18 protein-coding genes are annotated in these 25,826 nt (G+C 33.0%); 11 read left to right on the top strand and 7 right to left on the bottom strand.

The window, feature by feature from the left end; translation table 11 throughout:
- Positions 1 to 60 precede the first annotated feature (60 nt).
- The gene (locus tag HYY69_00075; protein ID MBI3031851.1) at positions 61 to 1,650 is read left to right on the top strand and encodes a putative metal-binding motif-containing protein; all 1,590 of its coding nucleotides are present in this window, start codon (positions 61 to 63) and stop codon (positions 1,648 to 1,650) included.
- Positions 1,651 to 1,804: 154 nt separating this feature from the next.
- Here the strand turns inward: HYY69_00075 and HYY69_00080 are convergent, their stop codons facing one another.
- Positions 1,805 to 2,080 carry a histidine phosphatase family protein gene (locus tag HYY69_00080; GenBank protein ID MBI3031852.1) on the bottom strand — a complete coding sequence of 92 codons (276 nt, stop codon included), beginning with the start codon at positions 2,078 to 2,080 and terminating at the stop codon, positions 1,805 to 1,807.
- Positions 2,081 to 2,186: 106 nt separating this feature from the next.
- On the opposite strand from HYY69_00080, the gene HYY69_00085 reads away from it, so the two are divergent.
- A complete protein-coding gene (locus tag HYY69_00085) occupies positions 2,187 to 3,641 on the top strand; it encodes a hypothetical protein (GenBank protein MBI3031853.1) in 1,455 nt (484 codons plus the stop codon).
- Between the two features lie 197 nt (positions 3,642 to 3,838).
- On the top strand, positions 3,839 to 4,432 hold the full coding sequence (locus tag HYY69_00090; GenBank protein ID MBI3031854.1) for an HAD hydrolase-like protein: 594 nt from the start codon (positions 3,839 to 3,841) through the stop codon (positions 4,430 to 4,432).
- Positions 4,433 to 4,695: 263 nt separating this feature from the next.
- Here HYY69_00090 and HYY69_00095 read toward each other — a convergent pair whose 3' ends face one another.
- The 6 genes from HYY69_00095 to HYY69_00120 all read right to left on the bottom strand — a co-directional run bounded on the left by HYY69_00095 (position 4,696) and on the right by HYY69_00120 (position 11,609).
- Positions 4,696 to 6,240, bottom strand: coding sequence for a PKD domain-containing protein (locus HYY69_00095; protein MBI3031855.1), 1,545 nt, complete (start codon positions 6,238 to 6,240; stop codon positions 4,696 to 4,698).
- A 61-nt stretch (positions 6,241 to 6,301) separates the two neighbouring features.
- Positions 6,302 to 6,979 carry a nucleotidyl transferase AbiEii/AbiGii toxin family protein gene (locus HYY69_00100; protein ID MBI3031856.1) on the bottom strand — a complete coding sequence of 226 codons (678 nt, stop codon included), beginning with the start codon at positions 6,977 to 6,979 and terminating at the stop codon, positions 6,302 to 6,304.
- Complete coding sequence (locus tag HYY69_00105) at positions 6,972 to 7,616, bottom strand: hypothetical protein (GenBank protein ID MBI3031857.1); 645 nt, start codon at positions 7,614 to 7,616, stop codon at positions 6,972 to 6,974. Before HYY69_00105 ends, HYY69_00100 begins: the two co-directional genes overlap by 8 nt.
- Positions 7,617 to 7,717: 101 nt before the next feature.
- Positions 7,718 to 8,830: a dipeptide epimerase gene (locus HYY69_00110; GenBank protein MBI3031858.1), complete on the bottom strand. Its 1,113-nt coding sequence runs from the start codon at positions 8,828 to 8,830 to the stop codon at positions 7,718 to 7,720.
- Complete coding sequence (locus HYY69_00115) at positions 8,827 to 10,170, bottom strand: hypothetical protein (GenBank protein MBI3031859.1); 1,344 nt, start codon at positions 10,168 to 10,170, stop codon at positions 8,827 to 8,829. The genes HYY69_00110 and HYY69_00115 overlap by 4 nt, the downstream gene beginning before the upstream one ends.
- 191 nt (positions 10,171 to 10,361) lie before the next feature.
- Positions 10,362 to 11,609 carry an ATP-binding protein gene (locus HYY69_00120; protein ID MBI3031860.1) on the bottom strand — a complete coding sequence of 416 codons (1,248 nt, stop codon included), beginning with the start codon at positions 11,607 to 11,609 and terminating at the stop codon, positions 10,362 to 10,364.
- 321 nt (positions 11,610 to 11,930) lie between these two features.
- Between HYY69_00120 and HYY69_00125 the strand changes: the two genes are divergently transcribed.
- The 8 genes from HYY69_00125 (at position 11,931) to HYY69_00160 (ending at position 25,812) form a co-directional block, all read left to right on the top strand.
- Positions 11,931 to 12,896: a sensor histidine kinase gene (locus HYY69_00125; GenBank protein ID MBI3031861.1), complete on the top strand. Its 966-nt coding sequence runs from the start codon at positions 11,931 to 11,933 to the stop codon at positions 12,894 to 12,896.
- Positions 12,893 to 13,183, top strand: a complete 291-nt coding sequence (locus HYY69_00130; GenBank protein MBI3031862.1) for an STAS-like domain-containing protein — start codon at positions 12,893 to 12,895, stop codon at positions 13,181 to 13,183. Before HYY69_00125 ends, HYY69_00130 begins: the two co-directional genes overlap by 4 nt.
- A 496-nt stretch (positions 13,184 to 13,679) precedes the next feature.
- Positions 13,680 to 20,567 (top strand): S8 family serine peptidase, encoded by a 6,888-nt coding sequence (locus HYY69_00135; protein MBI3031863.1) that lies wholly within the window; start codon positions 13,680 to 13,682, stop codon positions 20,565 to 20,567.
- Entirely contained in the window at positions 20,564 to 21,160 is a 597-nt protein-coding gene (locus HYY69_00140) for a hypothetical protein (protein MBI3031864.1), read from the top strand. The genes HYY69_00135 and HYY69_00140 overlap by 4 nt, the downstream gene beginning before the upstream one ends.
- Entirely contained in the window at positions 21,157 to 22,875 is a 1,719-nt protein-coding gene (locus HYY69_00145; protein MBI3031865.1) for a hypothetical protein, read from the top strand. Before HYY69_00140 ends, HYY69_00145 begins: the two co-directional genes overlap by 4 nt.
- The gene (locus HYY69_00150) at positions 22,875 to 23,498 is read left to right on the top strand and encodes a TFIIB-type zinc ribbon-containing protein (protein MBI3031866.1); all 624 of its coding nucleotides are present in this window, start codon (positions 22,875 to 22,877) and stop codon (positions 23,496 to 23,498) included. The genes HYY69_00145 and HYY69_00150 overlap by 1 nt, the downstream gene beginning before the upstream one ends.
- Positions 23,495 to 25,087, top strand: a complete 1,593-nt coding sequence (locus tag HYY69_00155) for a hypothetical protein (protein MBI3031867.1) — start codon at positions 23,495 to 23,497, stop codon at positions 25,085 to 25,087. Before HYY69_00150 ends, HYY69_00155 begins: the two co-directional genes overlap by 4 nt.
- Complete coding sequence (locus tag HYY69_00160) at positions 25,084 to 25,812, top strand: hypothetical protein (GenBank protein MBI3031868.1); 729 nt, start codon at positions 25,084 to 25,086, stop codon at positions 25,810 to 25,812. The genes HYY69_00155 and HYY69_00160 overlap by 4 nt, the downstream gene beginning before the upstream one ends.
- Positions 25,813 to 25,826: the final 14 nt, after the last annotated feature.

Here is a 25,826-nt window from a genome sequence, read left to right on the forward strand (position 1 = left end):
TAACCACCATCCAGTAACTACCAAAACATTTATAAATGATGGATGTCTAATATACTTACCATGGTGGGTGTTCAAAGTTTAGAAGGTAGAGTAGATAGAGGAGTTTTCAATAGATTAGGCAGGGTTATTTCTGATGTTATTGATTACTTAGCTCATGATTATCTATTAACACGACTTCGTTGGAGTGGAGCATTCCGGCCTAATCTTGCAAAGTATGGTACTGCTGGAACATTAGGTTTAGCAGGTGTTGGTTGTGGCGTTGCAAGCAATGCAGGTAAAGATTATAATGAACCAGATACAGAACAATCAACACCCTACGATGCATCAGTTCCTCTTGCAGATACAAAACCAGTAAGTTCAGGAACCCCAGATACTGGTTATAAACCAGAAGATAGTTCTCCAGTAGTTCCACCAAAAGATACTTATGATGGAAAAGATGTTCCAACATCAAAAGATGAAGGACAACCTTATGATGCAGGCAAAGATGATACAAATGATGGTGTTACAGATGTTCTAGTTTCTAAAGATGAAGGTTCTGATCTTGAACAAAAGGTTTGTTTAGATAAAGATCTGGATGGTCGAGCACCAACAGGAACTCCTCCTGATTTAAGACTTGGTTGTGCATATAAAGAGCAAGATGATTGCGATGATAAAGATCCAAACGTTAATCCTGGAATGGTTGAAGTTAAAGGTAATAATAAAGATGATGATTGTAATCCTGCAACAAAAGATACTTACACTTTGTTTGTTAATGTTCAACATGGTCTTGGTACAGGACCTGTAAAAGGTATTGCATTATTAGTTAAGAATACAGAAGGCAAACAAGCAGAGTGTACATCAACAGATGATAATGGTGATGCAAGCTGTGAATTACCTTCAACAGAAGGTTTTAATTTAGAAACAGGTATTACCAGTAAATTCTATCAAACATTACGATCACCAGATGAAGTGCAATCAGCAGTTGAAGGAGATGTTGTGATGACACTGTGGTTGATTGAGAAACATCCATTACCAATAGGATCTCTGTATAAGGATTTCTGGGATTTCATGACAGATACAACAGAAACAAAACCTAAAGTACCTATTTATGGAGATGATGATGAAATTATTGATGTTATTGATAATCCAAAAACCTTCCCTAATTACGCAGCAGGTCCATTGAAAGTATTTGTTCCACAGAATTATAAAGTAAATGGTGTTAATTATACACCAGTGATGGAATCTGCAGTACAAGCATGGATTGATAAATTAACAGTAATTAATTCTAAATTATCAGGCTTATTACAAATTGTGAAAAATGAATCAGATGCTAATGTTGTTATTATTCCTTATGGTGGAAATTCATGGACAAACACAGATGATGATGGTGAACAGGTGTTTGGTGCAACTATTTATTTTAATGAAGGGACAACGGTATTTGGTAAGGAAGGAGTGAAGTCAACACTCATACATGAAGAGGGTCATGTCTTCGGAGAAAATCATACTTTTTGCTCCCCAGTACAATATGAAAATGCTACTTGTGAAAGCACAGAAGGTGGAGGAGGAAATAGTAAGCTTGATCTTCCATCACGTGTAGCAGCTTATGCTAATACGATTAAAGGTCAACAAGAAACTAAACATATTAAATATGATTTTCCTGCTGTTAAATAAATCTCTAATGTTCTCTCATATTCAATTTAAAAAATAAACATCGGAATTTCTCGTTGAATTCATGTTAGTTACAAGTAAATTGATGTAGATTTGATTCTTCAACTTGGATAAAAAACTAAAAGGTTGAGAATGGGGCAAGAAAACTTTTCTATATTTATACAATATCTTTTACTACATGACCATCTTTTACAATACCATAATCACAATAACCTAATTTCTTTTCTCTCTCTACTATCTGCCCCATGGTCCCTGTAAGTTTTGCGAAATAAAGACTCATTACAGTTCCATGTGAAACAATCAGAATATTCTTGCCTTCATATTCCTTATTTATTTGTTCTATAGAGTCTTCATATCTACTAAGGGCGTTTTGTGCTGTCTCCCACCTATGCCTAGATTGGAATCCTGCCGAAATAATAGGTAATGCACCCAATCGTTTAGCATTCTCTTTGTATGATTATATAATAACTAACAGTGCATGGCATGAAGCCAGAACTAGTCAAGGATACTATGATGTCAATCCTGCTCCACTAGTTTGTATGATTGGCAATAAACCTTATGTTGATGTAAGGAATAGTTTCAACTCATTTACTCCTGCTAAAATCCCAGTAGAGCTTAGAGAGAAGCTTGTATCATTTTACCTTGATAAATTAGGAAACAATCCACAACTACAAGATAAAGTAGAATTTGAAGTTGCGTACACAATTTATGATCCTTCATTTAGAACAAGAAGTCAGGAATTAAAAGAGGCAGGTTTTTCAGAATATGAGATAGGCACCTTGGAAGAATCTCTTAGAGACCTTACTAACGGTCTAATTGACATCGAACAGATCAAAAAAGATATTACAGTGAATGAACAAATGGAAAAAGAAAGAAAAGCTATTGTCAGTTCTGACTATGGTAGTAATGCTAGCGATAGAATCAGAAGAGCATTTGACTTGTTGGACTTATGTAGGGAGCAAGGTACTGTGCAGTTTTCGAGATTAGCGAGACAAGGATTTGTCGGGAAGATAATGCTTAAATCTTTATTATCAATGGGAATTATCGATTATGATATTTATTCTGGATTTTTGGGATCAATAGAGACTATTGCAACAGAATTTAGCAGAGATTCTAATTTGTTTAGGTCAGGAGAGACGACTAGAGAAGACTTTATGGCAAAGTATGGTCATCTTAGACCAGGTACCTATGACATTACTATACCAAGATATGATAAATCAGATCATTATCATTCTGGAGAGGTTTTACCACATCAAAAGACCAGCGAAAGCAAAAGTTTCGAACTTCCAGAACAAAAGTATGCGAAAATAAGTGCTTTACTTACTGAACATGGCATAAATGCAGATTCAAGAGAATTATTTGCATTCATTAAGTCTGCTTTTGTAGCAAGAGAATACTCTAAATTTTTATTCACTAGATGCCTGAGTGATGCTATAGAATCTATTGCAGAAGCTGGTGAAATGATTGGATTATCTAGGGAAGGTATGTCTTATCTGGATTTAGAAAAACTTAGAAGAGGAATTGGCAAAGATAACAATTTTGTAAGAGATTATTGGCAAAATGCTATTAACGACTATAAAAGAAAGAGAAAAGTTGACGAGCATCTCTGCCTTCCTGCCGTAATAACTTCTCCCAGAGATTTTATAGTTGTAGAATCATATCAATCAAGACCAAATTATATAACAAATCAAAGAACAGAAGCAGAGGTTGTGTGCTTGGATGAAATTGGAATAGGAAACCATCCAGACATATCAAATAAGGTAGTTGCAGTAGAAAGCGCAGATCCTGGTTACGATTGGATTTTTTCTAAGAGACCAGCAGCTTTATTAACTAAATATGGTGGAGTAGCATCACACATGGCTATAAGGTGTGCTGAGTTTAAAATTCCAGCAGCAATAGGTTGTGGAGATTTATACGATGCTGTAAAAAGAATGAAAATGGTTAGTTTGGATTGTGCAAAAGAACAAATTGTTGAAGGAGGTCAAATACTCTAAAATACTGATTCTTACATCCATGAGGGATATTGATAATCCTAAACTCGGAAAGATGGAGGGATTAGAAAGAAGTTATGCTTGATACTCTTGAAGATTATCAAAAAATAACAGAAGCCCATCAAAATGGAAATCTTGGTCAGATTTGTAAACTTTAAAATAATAAGGTTTATATTATTGGAAAATTTACCCTAATTAAAATGATAAAAGCAATTGTTTTTGATTTGGATGGTGTATATTTCCAGAATGGTAAACAGAATTTTATTAGAAATGTTTCCGGGAAATTTAATATTGATAGAAATATTGTGGCTGATATTTTCTTAAAGAGCAATTTAATGACTAAATGCAAGAGAGGAGAAATTAATGGAGATGAGTTTTGGAAGAACGCAATTAAGATATGGAAAATTAAATCAACACCAGAAGAATTAATTGGAATATTGAAAGAAGGATATGAAGTAAATTATTCTGCTAAAAAATTGATTCAAAAAATTAGAAATATGCGCATAAAGGCAATAATATGCTCTAATAATTTTCCTGATAGAATAGAAGCACTTAATGAAAAATTCAATTTTTTGAAAGATTTTGATTTTGTTATTCTATCTTATAGGTACAATATGCTAAAGCCGGAATTATTTAAAAAAATTCCAGAAATAACTAATTTCTCAGAAGAAGAAGTCATTATTATAGATGACAGTGCAGATTTAATTAAAAAGGCAAAAGAAATCGGTTTCAACACAATTTTATGCGATGAACCAGATAAAATAGCTATGGAACTAGAAAAATATGGTATTTAGTACGGTAAAAAGTTTTCTTGCCCTTTGATACAGTGTTGTGACGTGTCGGCTTCGCCTCATTTGATAAACGCACTTCTTGTCATTAATGTATTTCCTTGAAGGCTCACTTTGTTCGCTGGATTGGAGAGAATTCCCTGAAATATAATCTGCTTCGCAGAGATTTATTAGAAACTTAAATTTAATTGAAACTAACAAGGATTTTATCAAATTCATAAACATTAGTATGATCATTACATTGATTAATCTTATGGTAATACGACTATTTAATAAAACGAAATCTCTTCTTTATCAGGTAAAATATTATATGCATAATATTTTGTTGTTCCTATTTTTGTAAAACAACAGGCCTGGTTTTTCTTTTCATCACTATCGGGAATAACACACTTATTATTAGTAAACCATTTCAAGTCCTTCTTTTCTTCAGTAGGTGTATCTAGTGGGCATTTAACAGGTAAAAAACAGCTTTCAGTACTAGGTTCACATGCATCTGCTTTACCATCGTACTTAAATCCGGTTGGACACCATGCTCCATTATCACAAACTAGTTCTTTTCCATCAATTATTGCTGTTTTTCCTTCTCCATAAAACTGTCCATTAAATGCACATCCGGGCTGACAAGTTCCTGGTGCTGTTTTTCCATCTGATTTACAAAGGGTATTTTGTTTTAATTTTTTATCTTGATCTTTAATGAATTTAGGACATTTCATCTCCACCATCGGACATCCCTGTTTACAACACAATTTATTAGTATAGATATCACATGTTCCAGCAACAGAATTCTTAACATCTTTGAATGAAGCTAAACAACTAAATCCTTCTTTACATGGACTATTTGATGAACATGGACTATTTGATGAAAGATAACAACTGTAATCACCATAACATATTTCTTTTAAATCTGGTGTTACATCATCTGGAGCATATCCTTTTCCGGTAAGATATTTCAACACTTTATTATTACCAGTACATTTTCTATCTAACCCTTTATCACCTTTATGGCAAACTTGTACATTCATCCCTGCATCCCATGTTCCAACATTGGCATCTTTATTGCCTGACATGGTAAATATAATGTGTTCATTTGACTTACATTGCAAGGCAGGCGTAGCACTTTCACTTGCTGTAACTTGTAAATTTTTAGAATATGTTTCTGCGCAATTATTCTTGCCGTCAGTTACTTCAAGGGTAATTTTATGATCTCCGGTAAGGGAAAAACTGTAATCAAACTTGCATTGAGTGCTGATCTTAGTGCTTCCATCCTTCCATGTACAAGTAACTTTATCATTATTTTTATCGTTCTCATTAGCAGTAAAGCTGATCTTTTTATTGGGTTCAGCAGAACTTGGATTATAGCTTATTGAGCCAGTTGGACAGTCATTTGTTGAAACAAATAATGATTCGCATTTCTTAGTTTGTTCATTGCATTTAAATAATATCACACATCCGCCACAAGCATCTTTTAGCTTTTCACAGGTGTAAGGTTCTTTGTTTTTATTACATACAGAATAAGCAGGTCCACATTGAGGTTGAACTATTCCAGCTGCTTTATCACAACCCTGCGCTCCTTTAGCACAAGCTGCAGCGTTTGCTCCGCTGCCTTTTACTGGTATTTTCTTGTCACACTCAACACAGCGCATATCTAAGCCATTGGGATCTAAATTATAACATAAAAAAGAAGCGCAATCGGTATGTTGTTTGCAGGCTTCTCCATTTGCTTTTCCGGCTCCATAATGAAATATTGAATGATGGCTGTAAACAATAGGAAGAAGAAAGATACCTACTATAAGATAGATAATAATCTTATTCATAATAACCTCTTTTTTACCTTTTAGAGATAAAAGTGTATATAAATGTTTTGGGGAAATTACTTTATAACAAGCATTCAAGTTTCTTGACTTCTTCAATATCAACATCATATCTCTTTTCAATAAACACTCCTTTAAAACTATCGATAAATTCCTTCTTTTTTAATAGATTAAGAAGCGTCATTATATGTTTCTTAATATTATCTTTGTTACCTCTCCAGATTATTTTGTTAATCATTTTTATATCAAGATGTTGAGCAATCGCTACAATATCTCGATAATCAGTCAATCTTCCTGCATGGAGTTTTAATATGATCAACAGTTCTCTATTAGGAACGCACACTTCAGCTTCCTGTTCAATACCAATAATTTTTCTTTTCCGACAATGTTGAAAAAGTTCATCAAAACTAAATGAGCCATGAGTAGTTCTTGAACCAACACCATCAATAAGCAAGTCAACACTTACCGGTAATTCACCTTTAGTTTCATATCTGATAAATTCAGAGGCATATACATGATCTAAATCTTTCGCAATGGTTTTTACAAACTGATTTCTTTTAAGAATAGTTTCAAATAATTCTTTGTCTTCGTTCTTAATAACAAGATCAATATCTACTGAAAATCTATGTTTATAAGCGCTTACAGCATAGCCACCAACAACTATGAATAATAAATTCTGTTCATTGCATGCATGAAGTATGGCAAAAATAGCATTCTCCCGTTTTACAAATTGTTCAAGCATTAGTAATGACCTCTTTGTATTTTATCCCTAATCTTTTTTGATGCATTTCTTGAATCATTTCTAATGCTGGTTGAAAATTATATTGATTTTCTTTCATGAACTGTATGGTTTCTGATAAGCTATCAACGGGAATTCCTTCATAAAACTCTTTTTTCAACGAATCATCATAATCAACAACATAAAAAATACCTTTTTTTTTGCGGGTTGATAAACCTAATTTTTTACAGTACCATTCAAATAACAATCTTTCTTTAGCATCCACTTTAATAAAGATAGGGTAATAATGCTTATAACGGCCAATGTTATACCCCCCTTTAGTCCATACAAAAACTGCATCACTCTTGGTAAAACAATAAGAAATTCCGAATAATGATAATACTTCATAGTGAAATTGAATCTTTTTTGATAAAACACTTTGTATAAATTCATTGAATTTGATATAGACTTGACTCCTTTCTTGTAAATAAACGTTCATTCTGGTCAATTTTACCATGTCCGCTTCTTCTAAGGCTTTTATCCATTTATACGTCCAACCGTAACTTAATCCTATTCGTTTAGAGATAGCATTAATAGAATCTCGAGGCTTAATACTTACAATTATCTTCACAATATAAGGATTAATCATATTTATTTCCATAGTTATCATTATAATGATAAGTTATATTTAAATGTTTTGGGAGGTTGTAGGTAATAAGTAAAAACCAGTTTGAGGTTGATTTTTAGGGATCTCTACTAGATCTATATCACTTTTTCAAATATGAGTTTAGAAGACTTTTTTAGTTTTTCAATTTTAGCAAAGTCTAGTTCAACCCCTAATCCAGATTTATCCGTAGATTTTCTAACACCATTCTCAAAGGTTGGCCTATATTTGTAAATATCTGGCATTTGTAAATCGTAATCCAGATCAGTTAAAATAACATTTTTTGTTGATTGTGCAAAATGGATTCCAGCAGCTATTCCGATTGCAGATTCAAACATACAGCCAACCATTACTTTCAACCCATGTTTTTCGCATTCTTTCGCTATAACTTTAGCCGGCCATATTCCTCCTGTTTTTTGGAGTTTGATGTTTATTCCATTTGCACATTGTTTTTTTATGATTGTTTTAACATCTTCAAGATTTACAGCTGATTCATCAGCAAATATTGGAATATCAACATTGTCAGTAACTTCTTTCATTAAATCCCATTGTTTTGCAGGTACTGGTTCTTCAATAAGTATGATGTCTTGGAGAATGTCTTTAAGCTGATTTAGTATCCTTATAGCTTCTTCACTTGTTTTGTACGCTTGGTTACAATCAAGAACATAAGAAATTTTTCTTTTCATTTGGTCAACTTTTTCTTTTATTAGCTGACATCTCTCAATATCATCCTTTCCCATAAGTTTTATTTTAATGACTTTAAGATGAGGATAAGCTCTAAGAATTTTTTCCACATCTAATTGAGTTTCTTTTGGATTTTTGCCAAAGACAGTTATACCATTTAGAGGAGCGTTTACTTTTTTGGAATATAGATTGGAGATTTTAGAATTTTCTTGCTTTCCCCATAAATCGTGAAGAGCGAAGTCAATAGCCGCTCGAGCAGTTGGCGAACCTGCTGGCAACTTCTTATGAGTTTCTTGAATTGTCTTCAGATTTATCTTTTCTGGAAGCAGGGAAGCATTTTCTTGTAGATACTTAAAAACCGATTCTTGGGTGTCCTTTGTAATAAATGGATCAGGAACAGCTTCGCCATAACCAATTAAATTATCTTGTTTAATCAAAAGTAAGTCACCACCATTATGGTGAAATGTTTTCCATGCTATCCTAACTGGCTCTTCAAATTTGAAGTTTAATGTATATGCTTCTATCATTTGATCATAAACTCCATTTTGTAATTTTTTAACATTTTTACTGTTAAAGTATGATTTGGCTTTTCTCCAGATAAATTGTTAATTGTCTGTAATGACACATCAATTGTTTTGGAAAAATTGAGTTTAGAAAATTGTTCAATATATTTTTTATCCAATCCTCCCTCTAAGAAAACTTGAGAACCAGATTTAAGTATACCATCTTCATTGAATGCTATAAAAACGCCCAGATCCAATAGGTTAGTTGCTCTTTTTCGTAAAATCTCACTTTTTTCATTTTCTCCAATCTGTTCAAAAATCAAACAAAGCTTATCTCTAAATTCCTTTAGATATTCAACTTGGTTTAATCCACCTAATACATCAATGCCAGCTAATGCCCAAATATTATAAAATGTAATGAAAAGAGTTTCATTTAGGTTTTTCTTCTCCACTTCTTTGATAATATCATTGACCTCAACACAGTACTTTTTAGTGCCAAAATGCGGACAATTTTTATCAAGGCAATTTCCCTCAAGATAAATTAATGCTCCATTCTCTCTTTTTTCTAATGGAAATTCAATCCCACATTTGCACGAACCATAATAAAAGTAGGTTGAAGATAAGACGCCATAGGAATCTTTGAAGTGTTTCTCAAGAAGATTCCGTAATTTCTTATTGGCTAATAGATTTTCTCTTTTGACTTCTAAATCCTCAAGAGGTAAAATTGTAAGTGGAGTGGTCTTAAAATCATTGAAAAGATGAGGCCAAAGTTGACCACTAAACCAGTTGCATTGTTCATTAAAAGTTTCTCCTCTTTCGACCATTTGTTTTGCATATTTGATAAATAACGATACCTTATCTTGATTGACGAATTTAAACATGGGTGCATTTTTTTGTAATTTGTAAAAAGTGCGTAAGAAACTTTCCATCTCTTGTTCTGTAATCTTCTCTGCTTTGTTGAGTGTTATTTTGCTGCGTCCTCTTAAAGTGTACCGAGAAAGTTTTATGTTTTTCTCACCCATACATGAAAGATCAACTGAACCTGGTCTTGTTGAGTTTTTGAATGTAATACGGCTGCATGGAGTAGAAATAACACTTTCATTTCCATTAAGAAGATTGGGAAGATTAACAAGGATGTTTTCTCCAAGACCAAATGATTCTTCCCATTGTAAAAAAGCCATGTGAGAACCAGTGGAAATTCTATGGACATTCTTCTGTTTAAAATTCTTGCAGAATACTTTGTATGCTTCTAGGTCAAGAGGCAAGAATTCTCTTTCTTTTAAGAGATGCTCATTAACATATTCAAGCAAAGTTTTATTCTTGAATTCCTCTTTCAGTTTCATTAATTCTGGAAATTTGTCCATAGTATGGAGTCTATAAAATTATAAGATTATTGAGAACTTTGCAAAATTATGGTTACTGCCGATTTTGTGAGCATTTTCGAAATGTATATCCGGCAATTTTCGAGGTTCCAGAGAGAAAATTGCTTTGTTAAAGATATATCTCCATGCGAACTGGCAGTAACCCGAGCTTTGCGAGTATTTTGCAAAGTTCTCTATTCCAATAACCATTTGAATACGGGCAATACTTTTATTTTCTTTTTCTTTCTCGTTATTTCTTCTGTTTGTTCATAAGTTAAAATAACACCTTCTTTAAGTTTAAAACTATCCATCACTTCAAGAAGCCCAGTTATTTCTCTTTCTTTGTTTTCTTCATGCAGTTCATAGCAAACTTGGATTGCTTCTGTAATTTTCACCCCCTCTTTTATTATAAAATCACATTCTTTTTTAGATGAATAGTAATACATTTCTTTTTTTCTTCGTTTTAATTCTATAAATACAAGATTTTCAAGAAGTCTCCCAAGGTCATTGGATATTCTAAACCCTAAATTGACTGCTAATCCATTATCAATAAGATAAACTTTTTTATTTGCATACATCTGCTTTTTTAACGCATAATCAAATTTTCTTGTCAAAAAAATGAGAAAGCAGTTTTCAAAGTAATTAAAATAATCCTTTACTGTAGTAGAACTTCCTAAATGTAATGTATTTTTTATGGAGTTAAAACTAATTTCCTTTGAAATATTGTTGGCTATTAAATACGTTAGTTCTTTCAACACATTCTCATAAGATAAATTATATCTTACAATTATATCTCTATAAAGAATGCTATCATATAATGTTTTAAGATATTCAATATCGTTAGTTTTTAGATATTCTGGTAGTCCGCCTTTAATAAGATATTCTTCAAAATATTTTATTAATCTAATCTTTTTTTTAGTTATATACATATCATTTTTCTCTGCTATCACTCCTTTAAATCCTAGAAATTCTTTAAAAGAAAAAGGATAGAGGTTAATTTCAATATACCGCCCTGTTAAATGAGTGCCTAATTCTTTGCTGAGCATGGAAGCATTAGAACCAGTAACAAATACTTTCTTTTGTTCATCATGTAATCTTCTGACAAATCTCTCCCATCCTTTGATATTTTGTATTTCATCAAAATAGAAAAAATTCTTCTCGCCAAATAATTCTATGAATACTTCATACAATACTTGGCAATCTTCCAGTTTGAAATTAACAAGTCTTTCATCATCAAAATTCAAGTAATAACCAGGATATTTTTCCTGTATTTGGTACAAAAGTGTAGATTTCCCAACTCTCCTTATCCCTGATATAACTATAACAAATGGAGTTTTAATATAAAACCCTATTTTTTTAAATATATCTCTTTCTACAAGGGTACTATCATGCTTTGACTTTTGCTGGCTGATGATTATTTCTTTAAGCTCTGTTTTATTCATGCCCTTATTAACCTCAGCTTATTTATAAATATTCCCATTATTAATGGAAATTATTGATACAAAATCTCCATTAGTAATAGATATGTTAAAACTTACCTCTGGTGTTTTAACAGTGGGAACTACCATACAATCATTCAAGGTAGTAAGTTTCTAACATGCTCAAGAACCACTCAACAGAAAGTCGTCGGAACTTCGTTCATGCCATCCTATCTTTGACCGTGGTTCTTGACATCTCCTGGAGTGGTTTTAGCAGTTAATTTTTACCCGGGATTCCCGGTAAAAATAGCAATATTTATAAATATTGAACAATTCCCGGTAGATATGAAAATACACTTGCCGAATAGCGCATTTTTAGGAAATATTGATCCTTTTCTAAAGAAGATATCTCTCTTGGAGCCAAACAAATTGGAAATTACTGCTAATAAAAAATGGATTTCAATACATCCTGTTGTGTTATGCATGGTTGCAGCGTTAGGCATGAATATTAAACCCTCAAAAATTGCGTGTGAAAAATTAGAAGCGAAATCCAAGCATTATTTGCAAAGAATGGGTTTATTTAGATTATTAAACCTTGGGGTTGATCATAACATTGTAGAGCATGAACCTGCAGGAAGATTTATACCTTTAACTAAAATAACTAATTCAGATGAATTAACAACATTTATTACTGAGATGGTGCCATTGCTTCATCTTGATCCAGCTAAATCAGATTCAATTAAATATGTTGTAAGCGAACTGGTTAGAAATGTTATTGAACATTCTCAATCAAAGGAAGGCGCTCTTGTATCTGCGCAGTACTATAAAAAAAGCAATACTATTCGATTAGGAATTGTAGATACTGGTGTAGGAATCAAGAAAACCATCAATAATGCTTATCCTGCAGAAACTCATATTGAAGCAATAAAATTAGCATTAACACCTGGTATTACTGGTACTACTCAACGAATTGGTGGAACTGAGTACAATGCTGGTGCAGGTTTATTTTTTATTAAATCTATTGCTCAAATAAATAGGGAGTTTTTTATGATATACAGTGGAAATGCTATGTACAAATTATTAAAAAGCAGCTCTGATAAAACACGTATTATACTCCACAGCGATCCGTTTTTAGACCGACATTCAAAAGGAGAGGATTACCCTTGTTGGCATGGGACTGTTGTTGGTGTAGATATATCATTAAGTAAAACTGAGGAATTTTCAACTCTTTTAGATCTTATTAGAGACGTATATATTAAAACAATTAAAGAAAGAAGAAAAGAACAATATAGGAAACCGAGGTTTATATGATTGAAATAAAAATGTTAAAATTAGTTGGTTCTTTTGCAGAAAATAAAGATATTGCAAGAGATATCAGGCTTAACACCATCATACCTGCGTTGCAAAAGAATAAAGAAATTATACTCAACTTTGATGGAATAGAAGCTGTAACACAATCATTTATTCATGCATTAATTAGTGATTTAATTCGAAAACATGGTTCTAGGGTATTGGATAGTATTTCTTTTAAAAAGTGTAATGAATCTGTTAAAAAAATAATAAGTATTGTTATTGATTATATGCAGGAAAGTGACTGAATATTTTTATTAAATGTTTGAAAATATAGACTTAGAACTGTTAAAGTTACATGATTATTCCAACAACCATCTCCACAAAGGAACAAATCTAATGCCTTTTTCTGTTTTTTCCAAATCTTTTATGAATTCTTTGTTTTCCCACCACGGATTCCATTCCTTTAAAATCTGAAGCACCATATGTTACGCTATAACGTAGCACTTTCCAGTGGATTTTGTTCATCTTAAATTCCGCAAGTCTTCCGAAAACAGGGCTTCATCCAAAAAATGGCTGCCGCCAGGTTAGCGCCTTCGAAACTTTGCATATTTCAATCGCATAAACGGTCACGCTCCGAAGGAGCCATCCCTCTGACCTCTTTAAACCGGTATTGCTAAGAGTTTCGACCTGAGGGCGCTAACCTTATTTTTGGATGAAGCCCGAAAACAGCTAAAATATATAAATAATATATAGCATAGCTTTATATACTGAAAACCATTATTATCAATAGTAGGGTGTGGGGTGGCTGTTATCAAAAAGCTCTTAGTTATATTGATAATAGGTCTTTTGCTTGCTACTGGAATAGATGCTGGTACACTTTCCAGAGTTTCTAAGTCCTCTTCTCTTAATCGTGAAAAGGTAGATCCTTTAATTCATGACATTTCAGAAGATCAAACAGTGGATATCATTATAGATACCTCTGATATGCAAAGTATTCAAAAGCGGTTTTCTCAACAGTTACTGGCACCTAAAACAATAAACAATCGATTTCTTGCAGCAAAAGTTAGAGGAAAAGACTTAGCTTCATTATCTCGTGATAAATTAGTTAAGAAAATCCATGCCAACAGAGAATATGCTATGTTATTGGAAGATGCTATTCCAGTAACTAATGCGCCAGATGTTTGGGAAATGGGATATACAGGCAAAAATGCCAAGATAGCTATCCTTGATACTGGTATTAACAAGAATCATCCCATGTTAAAAAACAAAGTGATTAATGAGAAAGCATTAGTCACTGACAACCCAATAGATCTTAATGGTCACGGCACTCATGTTGCAGGCATTGCAGCAGGGAAAAAAACAAGTGAAGGTTTTAATGGAGTTGCGCCTGATGCTCTTTTGATTAATGCAAAAGTGCTTGATAATACTGGCAAAGGAACAACAGAAAGCATTGCATCAGGCATTTATTGGGCAGTTGATCCAGATAATAATCCTTCAACCAACGATGGCGCAGATATTATCAGCATGAGTTTAGGCGCTCCTTATACAACACCCGATGAAGTAATTAATACAGCTATTGATGAGGCAATCAGCAAAGGAATCGTTGTTGTTATTGCGTCAGGCAATTGCGGACCTGGCGGAAGCAGTTCATGCAAAGGTTTTGTTGGCGTTACTGTTCCAGGAAGTTATGAACCAGCTGTTACCGTTGGAGCAGTTGATAATAATTTACAATGGCAGACATTTAGTTCAGGGCAGAATTTTGGTGATTATATAAAGCCAGATATTGTAGCTCCAGGCGCTTCAATTACTTCTTCAGTTGTCAATGGTTATGCAACAAAATCAGGAACAAGCATGGCAACGCCGTTTGTTGCTGGTGCTGCTGCATTGCTCCTCGAGAAAGATAACACGTTAAACCAGCAAAAACTTAAAGCTATTTTTGAAAACAATGCACTGGATTTGGGTGATGAAGGAAAAGATACTAAGTATGGCTATGGATTTATGGATGTTGAAAAAATAATTGGAGTTCAAATTCCAGAAGATATTCCTAAACAAGAATCATTAATGATTATTAATCAAAATATTGGTAACAATCAATTTATTATGTATAATTCCTTTAATGAAACAACAATTGCCTATTATGGTGAACTTGCAGAATACCAATATGGGGAAAATTATAAACTTAAAGCCGGAGTATTGAAATTTGATGATGAAATAATGCAGCAGTCATTTTTGGATACTCAAATTAGATACAGTTCAAGCAAAAATATTAAGGGGAATGAAATATTTTACAATGAAGACTATACCTTTTGGTTCTGGCGAAGCGGTTTATACTTTGTTTGGATAATAACTGACAAAAATATAACTGAAGAAAAAGAAGAATTATTTGCAGCGTATTTTGCTAAATATCCTTTAACTCAACAAACATTTAAAGTGTTTACCGGAACAGGAGTTGAACAAGGAACTGGAGATATAGATGTAGAACCTTTGTGCAGTGAGACAGCCTCCTGTGATAAAGGAGGGTATAGTCATCTTAATACAGGTTGCACTGATAGCTGTGACAGTAAAGCATATAAAACTGATTTATCTTCAGGAGTTTGCCACAATAAAGCAAATTACTTGTCTAAAGGAACAACTTATTCTTATGAGATTGACAGTAAATATACTGATAAATGTCTTGATGCAACAAATGTAAGAGAATATTTCTTAAAATGCGACGACAAATTGCAGTTTTGTTCTGGTCAAGGTTTTTATTGCTATGCTGACATCATTTATCAATATGACAAAAATTGCAAGGATTATGGCACAGATTATGTGTGCACTGATGGAGCATGTATTAAACAAGTAACGTGCGATTATAATCCTACATGTTCTTATTCAACAAAAAGAGTATGTTATTCAACAACAGAATATGATAAATATACTGCTGTCACTGATTGTAGCGGAGGATGTAAAGATACTTATGTGGATAATTTTGCTTGTAATACAGGTAAATATTGTTCAGGCACCACTTATGGAAGTGATTTCCCTTGTTATTCCTGCTCAACAGCTAAAGATAAGTCATGTCAATCAAAAAACTGTTATGGTTCTGATCCAGACTGCGATGCAAATGGAAATGTATATGAATGTTTAAGCAATGCTGATTGCAGCGCAAATCAATATTGTTCGAGTAACAAATGTGTTGCTTGTACTATACATAGCACAAAAAAATGTAGCAATGATGATCTCTATTGGTATAACAGCTGTGGAGTCAAAGAAGAAAAATATGATGACTGCCAAGATCCTGCATCAATCTGCACTTCTGACAATGGCGGAGGAGAATATTATAGTGGTTTTTGCTCAACAGCAGATAATACTTGTTATTATGCCAGCTTTAAAGCATGTAATGATTGTGCAAATAATCAATGTACCAACAGTTGTCAATTATCAAGTGCTTCATGGAGCGCAGCAACAGCAGTAGAAGGAACTTCAGTAACACTTACGGTAAATGGCGATGCAGATTGCAATGGCAAGACTGCTTCATTTAATGTTTGGGAATGGGACTGTTCAGATTATGATTATAGTTCTGCAGATTGCATGGATGATCCTGTTACAACCAACCCTTCTTCAAGCATTTTTTCAAGTGGAACTGCAACAACGACATGGACAGCAGAATGGCAAGACGATGGTCTAGCCATAGATCTTCCTGAATATTATTTTATGACTTATGTGGATGGAACAAAAATAAAATCAGCAACCCCTGATTTAGAAGTAAGTCCAGCGCCAAAAGTATGCACTTTGACTAATGCTTATTGGTCATCAACAAAAGTACAGGAAGGAACTTCAGTTATTTTAACTGTCGAAAGCGCAAATTGCGACGGCAAATCAGCATCATTTACCATCAAGGAATATGACCCTGGTTCACCAGATGATGCCGTCAACAACAATCCATCATCAGCAACATTTTCTAATAATAAAGCTTCAACAACGTGGATTGCAGAATGGCAGGATGATGAGTATGGCGATCCAGAATATTATTTTACTGCAAGCGCAGACGGCAAAACAATAACCTCATCAGATCCAAAACTCGAAGTAACGCCAACGCCTTGTAGTTTATCAACAGCTTCATGGTCAACAAGTTCAACAGTAGAAGGCAGTCAAGTCACCTTAACATTAACTGGTAATAATTGCGATGGTAAATCAGCTACTTTTACGGTTAAAGAAGATGATCTATGGCCAGCACCTGATGTGCCTGCACAAAAACAACCTTCACCAGCAATATTTTTTAATGGAAAAGCTTCAACTACATGGATAGCTGAATGGGTTGAGGATATATCAAGTGATCCAGAATATTATTTTACCGGCACTGTTGAAAGTGTATCACTTGATTCAGGTTCATTATCAGTAGCAAAAGCTCCAGTTTGCATTGACAATGACAATGATGGATACGGAACTGCAAATACCAATCTCTGCCAATATTCAGCATTGGACTGCAACGATAATAACGCCAACATTCATCCCAATGCAAATGAAGTCTGCGGTAATAGTATTGACGACAACTGTAATAATCAAATTGATGAAGGTTGTGTCACTGTTACGTGTGGTGATGGCGTTTGTGATTCCAGCGAAACATCTTCCTGCAGTAAAGATTGTTATGTAAAACATAAACTTACTATACAAAATGTTAATCCATCATCAGCAAAAGAAAATCAGACAGTAACTATTGACGTAAAAGTAGAAAGCATTGGCACGATTAAAGACGCTCGATATATTGAGGCAGCAGTTGTTCCAGCATCATGGTCTGGCATAGGTTATCCTGCTGCTGATTTTGAAGAGGAAGAAGTAATTCCTAATCCAAATCCTGTTTGTCCTGGCAACACCTATTATGATTCCAAAATTGTTGATGCAGCTTCTGGCCCTGAAATTGTTACGTTTACGGTCAAAGCTCCGAACAAACAATCAGTTGATGCTTGTAATGGTTTAGGCAGCGCTTGGGATACAAATTTTAAAGTAATTGCAGGAACGTATGTGCAGCAAAGCGGCGGATCATACGAAGATTTCACTAGTACAAGTTATAGTGTTAGTGAAGGTTCAGTATGTCCTAATGGATTAGATGGCAGCGCTAATTGTAAATGTACAACAAATGCAGAATGCAGCGCAGGTCAAGAATGCAATGCTCAAGGAGCTTGTGTAGGAATTGCGCCAAAAGCCTGTACTATACCTGACGGCAGTTCTTCAACCTGCGATTGTGATAGTAATAAAGACTGCACTTTATTTGGCAGTTACCAATGTAACTTTGGTCCAGGCTATGATGCATGCATTGGTTTTAATCCAGAAGATGAATGCGCAAAAATTGACACTTACACCTGTGTAGCAAATGGTGTTTATCGCTGCGAACAAATTGGCAGCATTAAACAATTAGTTCTTGTGGATCTCTGCACGGTGAATGAACTTTGTCCGAATGATGTTGAAGTAGTAAAACAATGTAAAAGTAAAATTGGTTATGATCTTGTTATTGACCATGCTTCATCAGGAACTGTTGTTAATAAGCAGATTGGAGACAGTGTTATAGTTAAGGTGAAAGCAGATCAACAATTCAATTTGCCTTTTATGTATTCATCGTCAATATTTGATGTAGCTTCAGGTAGTTGTACTGCCGGCAATTATAATCAGGGAGAAACCATTTGTATGTTTACTGTAAAAGAAGACGCTGCTTTGGGCATGTATAGTTTTACTGTCGGTGAAGATACAGAAACAGTTCGTATTATTGATAATCCATATGCATTGTATATTACTGATGCCGATCAATTGTATAAACGGTTTACGGGCAGTGCTAAAACAGGTGTTGATGTTTTATTGGCAAAAACCTATGAAAAAGCAGGACGAAACAGGGGATTAGTGTATGATTTAGGAAAAGAAATAACTGTTCAGCATCCGTTTGATTATGTGTTTGGGAATTATGATGAGGAATTGGAATCAACAGAATCCCGTAACAATGATTATGTTGTCGAGGCAAGCAATTTTATCCATGACAAATGCAATGGTTGTAAAGAAGTAATAGTTATTGGTGATGACTATGTTGTTCCTCATTATGAAAAAATGATATATGAATTCCAATCACCTATCTCATTTATTGGCGAGAGAACTAAACAAAACTTTTACACTGACATCGCCTACACCACCCGAGAAACCTTATTATTCTCAGATTTCGACGAAGTGTTTAAAATCAAAGGAAAATATGACGGGAAGAATGTCTTATTTGTCATGCCAGAAAATCCGAGTGATCTATTGAAAGCAGAAATAGAAACTCTGAAGCAGGTGCTAATCAATAAAGGCTACAATCCAGATTTGATTGAACCAATTAACGGCAATGATGTTAATTGCATTGATAAAAAATGGTTTAAAGATGAAGCAAGTGTTCAGGGAACAACCTTGTTTATCATTGGTACTGAAGCAAATAACAATGCGCTAAGTTGTTATCCTTTTATAACATCAGAAGATACCCAAGATACTGCATTTATTGAAAGAAATTTGTGGGATAATGATGAATATGCAGTTATTATCAACACTAATGATGAATTAGTGTTAAAAGCATTTACTGAAATAATAAAAACCAATGAATATTTGGATTTGAAATCTGAATTAGCTTATTTCTTTAAAGTTAGCACTGAAGTTGCAAGTTACACTGCAATGGGGGCAACAGTTGTTGTAATTATAGTTGGTACAGGTGGTGCAGCCGCTCCTGGTGTATTGTTAACAGCCGGAGCAATTCTTGATACTATTGCAGACAGTTCAGATGTAACAGATACCTGTATCATTAATCCTGAAGGTATGGGTATGTGTGGATTTAGCGTAGCTTTAGGTGTAATACCACTTGTTCCAGGAAAACCTGTTAAAAATTTCGTCAAAAAATTTGGAGACACTGTTGTAGCAAAGACAGTAGGTCAACAATTGGATCCATTTAAAACCATTATCAAAAATAATTTCAAGAGATTAAAGATAGAATACTTTGGTCCAAAAACATGGGCTAAACTGATTGTAAAAAATAATGATAACGTGTATATGGCACGTGGAGTTAAAAGATTGTTTGGGGAGAATGTTGATGATTTGGATGTTATATCTAAAACAATTAAAACAGATTCAGGTTTATCTCCAAATATAAGAAGATTACAGGAAGGTTTTGTCATTAAAGGTGTTGGAAAAGCAGATCAATTGGTAGAAGATTTACCTTTAGGAAACAAAAAAGATGAAGCAGTAGAAGCGTTAAAACAGTTACTAAAAAATTCACAAGATAAAAACGTTGGTAACAGAATTGGAGCTCAATTTGAACTACAAACATTTCATTTTGAAAATTTAGATGAATTGGATAGTTTTGGGAAAAAGGTTAAAAACTCAGAGTTCGGATTAGAACCAAGTAATGGAGATTATTTAGAACTTGATAAATTAAGAAAAGATGGGACAATTATTGAGGAAAAAACTGGATCTTGGGGTAATATTAAAGATGGTACTCCAAAGCAAATTGAAAAATATATCAACTATCAAACAAAATATGGGGGTAACAAAATAGTTTACAGAATTAAAAGTGGTGATATTGCGTCTTCAAGTTTTATTGAAGCTAAAAAAGTTCTCTCAAGTTATTCAACTCAGAAAACAATACAGTTAGAAGTTATTAATTCAGAAGGTAACATGATTTTACAGGAGGTTCTAAAATGAGGGAAACTAGAATCTATATGAATATAGAGAGGGGAGCTATAAGTAATAAATTAGATGAGATTATTGATTTTATTTACGAGCATTTTAAAATTAGAGGTGTATGGTGTGATAATCTATGGAGAAAAGATAATATCACTAAAGAAATAGTATTACAAGTTAAAAACGCAAAAAGCTATTCAATACATTTTGATGCATATGGCTTAGAGTTTTCCTTTCTTGTAGATATGGATAATGGTTTAGTTCAACTTGTTTCAAAATATTGGAATATTAACGGTGAACGACAATCATTAAACAATTTTCTATCCATTTTAGATCAGTTTGTAGAACTATTAAAACCTAAAGAAATTTATCAAGATTATTTATTTAATAGTTCAGAAGATCTGATGACTAACCCTGAAGCAGTTCCAAACATTATATCATTTGTGAGTAAAGATAAAAATAATGATTTTGAAAATTATAACTATGAGTATAAATTAGGTAAAAAGAATAAAATTAATGGTAATGAACTAACTAATGCTGATTTTGAAAAAAAGTATATGGTTTGGGATGAAAATAAAAAATATTGGTTTAATAAGGAGCGTTGGAAAAATTGAAAGAAACTAAAAAACCCTTAAGGATTTGTATTTTTATAATTATTTTATTAGTCTCACTTCCCATCAGTCTAAGTTATGATGTCAGTTATACCACCCGAGAAACCTTACTATTCTCAGATTTCGACGAAGTGTTTAAAATCAAAGGAAAATATGACAGGAAGAATGTCTTATTTGTCATGCCAGAAAATCCGAGTGATCTATTGAAAGCAGAAATAGAAACTCTGAAGCAGGTGCTAATCAATAAAGGCTACAATCCAGATTTTATTGAACCAATTAACGGGAATGATGTTAATTGCATTGATAAAAAATGGTTTAAAGATGAAGCAAGTGTTCAGGGAACAACTTTATTTATTATTGGCACAGAAGCAAATAACAATGCTTTACGCTGTTATCCTTTTATAACATCAGAAGATACTCAAGATACTGCATTTATTGAAAGAAACTTGTGGGATAATGATGAATATGCAGTTATTATCAACACTAATGATGAATTAGTGTTAAAAGCATTTACTGAAATAATAAAAACCAATGAATATTTGGATTTGAGGTCTGAATCATTCTATTTTGCTAAAGTAGGCACTGAAATAATTGCTTATGCAGCAATGAGTGTTGGCATAGCTGCAATATTAGTTGGAAGCGGTGGAACAGCAACGCCTGCAATACTTGCAGCAGCAGGATATTTAGGTGCAGCATCTGATATTACTGATGTAGGAGATAGTTGTGTTATTAATCCTGAAGGTATCGGCATGTGCGGTTTTGCTGTTGGTATGGTAGTTATTCCTGAAGCTTTGGAGCCAGCTACGAAAGCAGTTTTAAAAAAAGCAGGAGATACGCAGGTTGTAAAGAATTTTGTAGATAAACTAAAACCATATGATACAATCTTCAAAAATAATTTCAAAAACTTGAAAAGTTATTTTGGTCAAAAAACATGGGCTAAATTATTGGTAAAAGAAAATGATAATGTGTATATGGCACGAGGAATTAAGAGATTATTTGGGGAGAATATAGAAAATGCTAAAGTAGATATTCCTAAAAAGATTCCTTTTATTAAAAAGATTGACCAAGGTGAAATAATAAAAACAATTGGTAAGGCAGAAGAAGCATTTAACATAGATGCAGATGATATCAAATCTATTGAATTTACAGTTCTCTCAAAAAATGAAATAGGCGGAACACAAGGCAATGTAATTAAACTATCTAAAAAAAGCAGTGATATTCAAAGTTTAAAAGATAATACTATCAATCATGAATACGCTCACATTTTTGTTCAGAAAAATTTAGGTGGAAAAGCAATATGGGATTTTATGCCAGTACCAACAAATAGTAAACCTCTTCTTAATGATTTCAATGAATTTTTGACTGAATCTTTAAGCAAGCAAAAAATCCCAACACATAAACTAACTGATCTTGATGAAATTTATACACCATTAGATTTTGAAATCCGGTATGAGGATTCAATAAAAGATAATACCCCTGGCGAGATTGCTGATATGATTGCTCAAGCAAAGTTATATGATCTAGATAAATATAAATTAATGAACGATTTTTTAATTAGTAAAAATACGCCCCAATCAAAAGTAATTTTAGAAGCAGCTGATGAATTTGCATCTGGGGCAAATCTACTTGAATTAAGTACGGATCAGGCAAAAAAACAAAAATTAGTAGCTATTCAAAATAAAATGTATGAAGTAAACAGTATTTGGGGTGTTAACTAATGGACAAAGCTCCGTTTTTTAATGTACTTGAAAATATTTCTCCCAGAAAGGTAGATAATTTTCTAAATAAATATCCAAATATCTTTGGCAAAGATAATCTCTCAAATAATTATGTTTTGGTTAATAAAAATATTGAAAAACTACTTGATCTAAAAAACTTAGATAATAACGACAAAGATAAAGTAAAAAGATTGTTATTTACTGGTCTATACGCTATAAAAGTTTATGGTAAGTCTAGTTTAACTGGAAATAGTATCTCTAAAATTGGTATCACTGAAATGGTAATAAAATCATTAAACGATATTGATAATAAACTTCTAAAATTATCTTTGTCTACTCTTGATAATATACGATATTCAGATGAGTATATATTTATAACTGCTTTTTTAGTTTATTACTTCTTCGAGAAAAAAGAGAGGTTATTTGAATGTAGACATTTTGGAGGTAGACACCAAGGAGTTCTTGATTTTTTATTAGAAGCTCAATTAAGATATAAAATGCGTTTACCTGAACATTTGAAAACCAAACATGATCAATGTCCTAATTGCAAAAGCAAAAATCTCTCATATATGAGTTTAAATGGGACTAATTTGTGTAAAGAATGTGGATGCGTATTCAAATGAAAATAAACTATAAACTAAACATAAGTATTATATTGATTATACTAATCCTATTAGTCTCACTTCCATTTAATCTTGCCTATTCTGGCGAATACTCCAAACAAACTTCAAATTTCAACATAGCAGACTTGCAGGATGTATTCAACAAACTAACTGACGATGGTTATGTAACCAGAAAAACAACGATGATCATTCCTTCTTCAGTTTCAGCAGAAATGGATACAGCAATTAATCGGTTTAAAGAAACATTAGTCGAAGAATTTGGCAATGAAATTACTTTTGTTGACCAAAACACCGTCAGCTGCAATGATGTCAATTATTTTGCTAAACTCAAAGGAACACCGTTAGTTATTGTTGGTGATCAAACAAATAACAAAGTACTGAAAGAATGTTATCCTTCCTATTCATTGAAAGATTCAATGTTTGTGAGCAAAAATGTATTTGATAATGACGAATACGCATTGGTTGTCAATACCAATGATCCTGAAATTGTCTCATTTTATGCAATGTTGATTGGAACGCAGCAATATAAGAATGTTGAAGCAGCAGGAATGACGGTAACAGATAAAATTATCTTAGCAAGTGGTGGAGTTTTAATTGTCGTTGGAACAATATCTTCTATTACAGGTGTTGGTGCAGTAGTCGGAGTTCCACTTATGTATGCAGGATATGTTTTATCTGGTGTAGGTACAGTCAATGAATGTTACGTCAAAAACGAAGGCGGACATAATTGGGGTGGCTGCGCATTTGATGTTGGAACAACAATCACTGCGGCGATCGGTGGTAAATTAATCGGAGCATTGATCAAGAATTATGGTGATGATATAGCTAAGTTAGTTGGAAAGAATGTGAATAAGTTAGCTGGGCATGTGAATCCGAAAGCGTTGAGTAAAGTTGTTGGTTCTGGTGATGAAGCAGTAGCAGTTTCGAAAGAAATATCAGATGGTATTGAAGTATTTGCTAAAAAAGGAATTCCTGCAGAACAAGTATTAAAACAATTGCCTAAAGAGATGGATGACCTTGCTAAAGTCAGATTTTTTAAGAGTCTTGGGGAGTTTTTAAAGGGTCAGAAAGCTGTGCAATTTGATGATTTGGTAACGAAAGGAACTAAGAATAAAGAACAAGTTTTGATCAATTTGGGTAACGATGCAAAAAAAGTTTATGCAGATCCTATAAGTGATCTTCAGGAAGCAATACAAATGGAACAATTCGTAAAAAGAGGTGGAAGTCTAAAGTATACTGAACAAGCTTTGCAAAAAGCAGCAAATGGAGGAAAACACACAGACTTCGTTGTAAACTTTGAAGGAAGTTTACATTCAGTAGAAATTAAAAGTTTTCCACAAAAACCTTCAATAAGTGTAGAGGTTGCAGAAAATAACATAAAAAATGTATTTTCAGATTATCTCTCTAAAATAAATAATCTCCCTCCTGAAAACTACAAATCACATATCTTGAATATTATTGTTAAATCTCCTGATGAAGCTAATAATATTATTCAAGCAGCAAAAAATCTTCAAAGTTCAGATCCAACCAAATGGAAAGATATTCAAGTAATAGTTAATAGTGTAGAAGAATGGGTGATTGGTACATGAGTAATTCACTAAATGTAATAATGAAATTAAAATTACTCCGAACAGATGAGATAATATTATCTCTAAACAAATTATTTAAGAATTATCAAGGTTATTTTAAAGATATCTCTAAAATAGCGTTTCTAAAAAGTGACCAATATTATATGGATGATGCTTCTTTAGTTATATCAAAAGAAGATTTGAGTTCAGTCGATATCTCAAAAATACCAGTGGATTATAACATTGTGATAGACTGCTTTAAGCAAGGTTCTATCAGAATCAATGTCCAAAATAATTCTACTGTTTTTCGTTTCGGTGTTGATATAGGTTACTATAACAAAAAAATGCATTTAGAATATATGAACTTTATAAAATCAATTTTAAAATATTTCGATTGTGAATTGTTAGCGATGGGTGAGGAGTTATACGATTTTGATCCTATTATGACTTTATCAAATATGTATTTAATTGGTGCTAAAAATAGAAAAGAATTATATCTTATTTTACAAAGTAATATCAAGCAACAATTTAATTTTTGCATCACACAATTAGAACTTTCAAGAGTTTTGAGAAAACTTAATTTACATTTTCAAGATATAAACTCAAAGTTTATCCTGTTGGACTTAATTGAATTTAAAACTGAACGGTTTAAAATAGATAATAAAATTGTTGAAAAAATTAGACTTAATGATAAATTAATTAAGTTTTTAGGCCAATTAAAGCATTCAAAAGAAAATGAACAATAAAAAATCACAACTAA

It is taken from the genome of Candidatus Woesearchaeota archaeon (genome assembly GCA_016192995.1).
Taxonomy (GTDB): Archaea; Nanobdellota; Nanobdellia; order Woesearchaeales; family DSVV01; genus JACPTB01.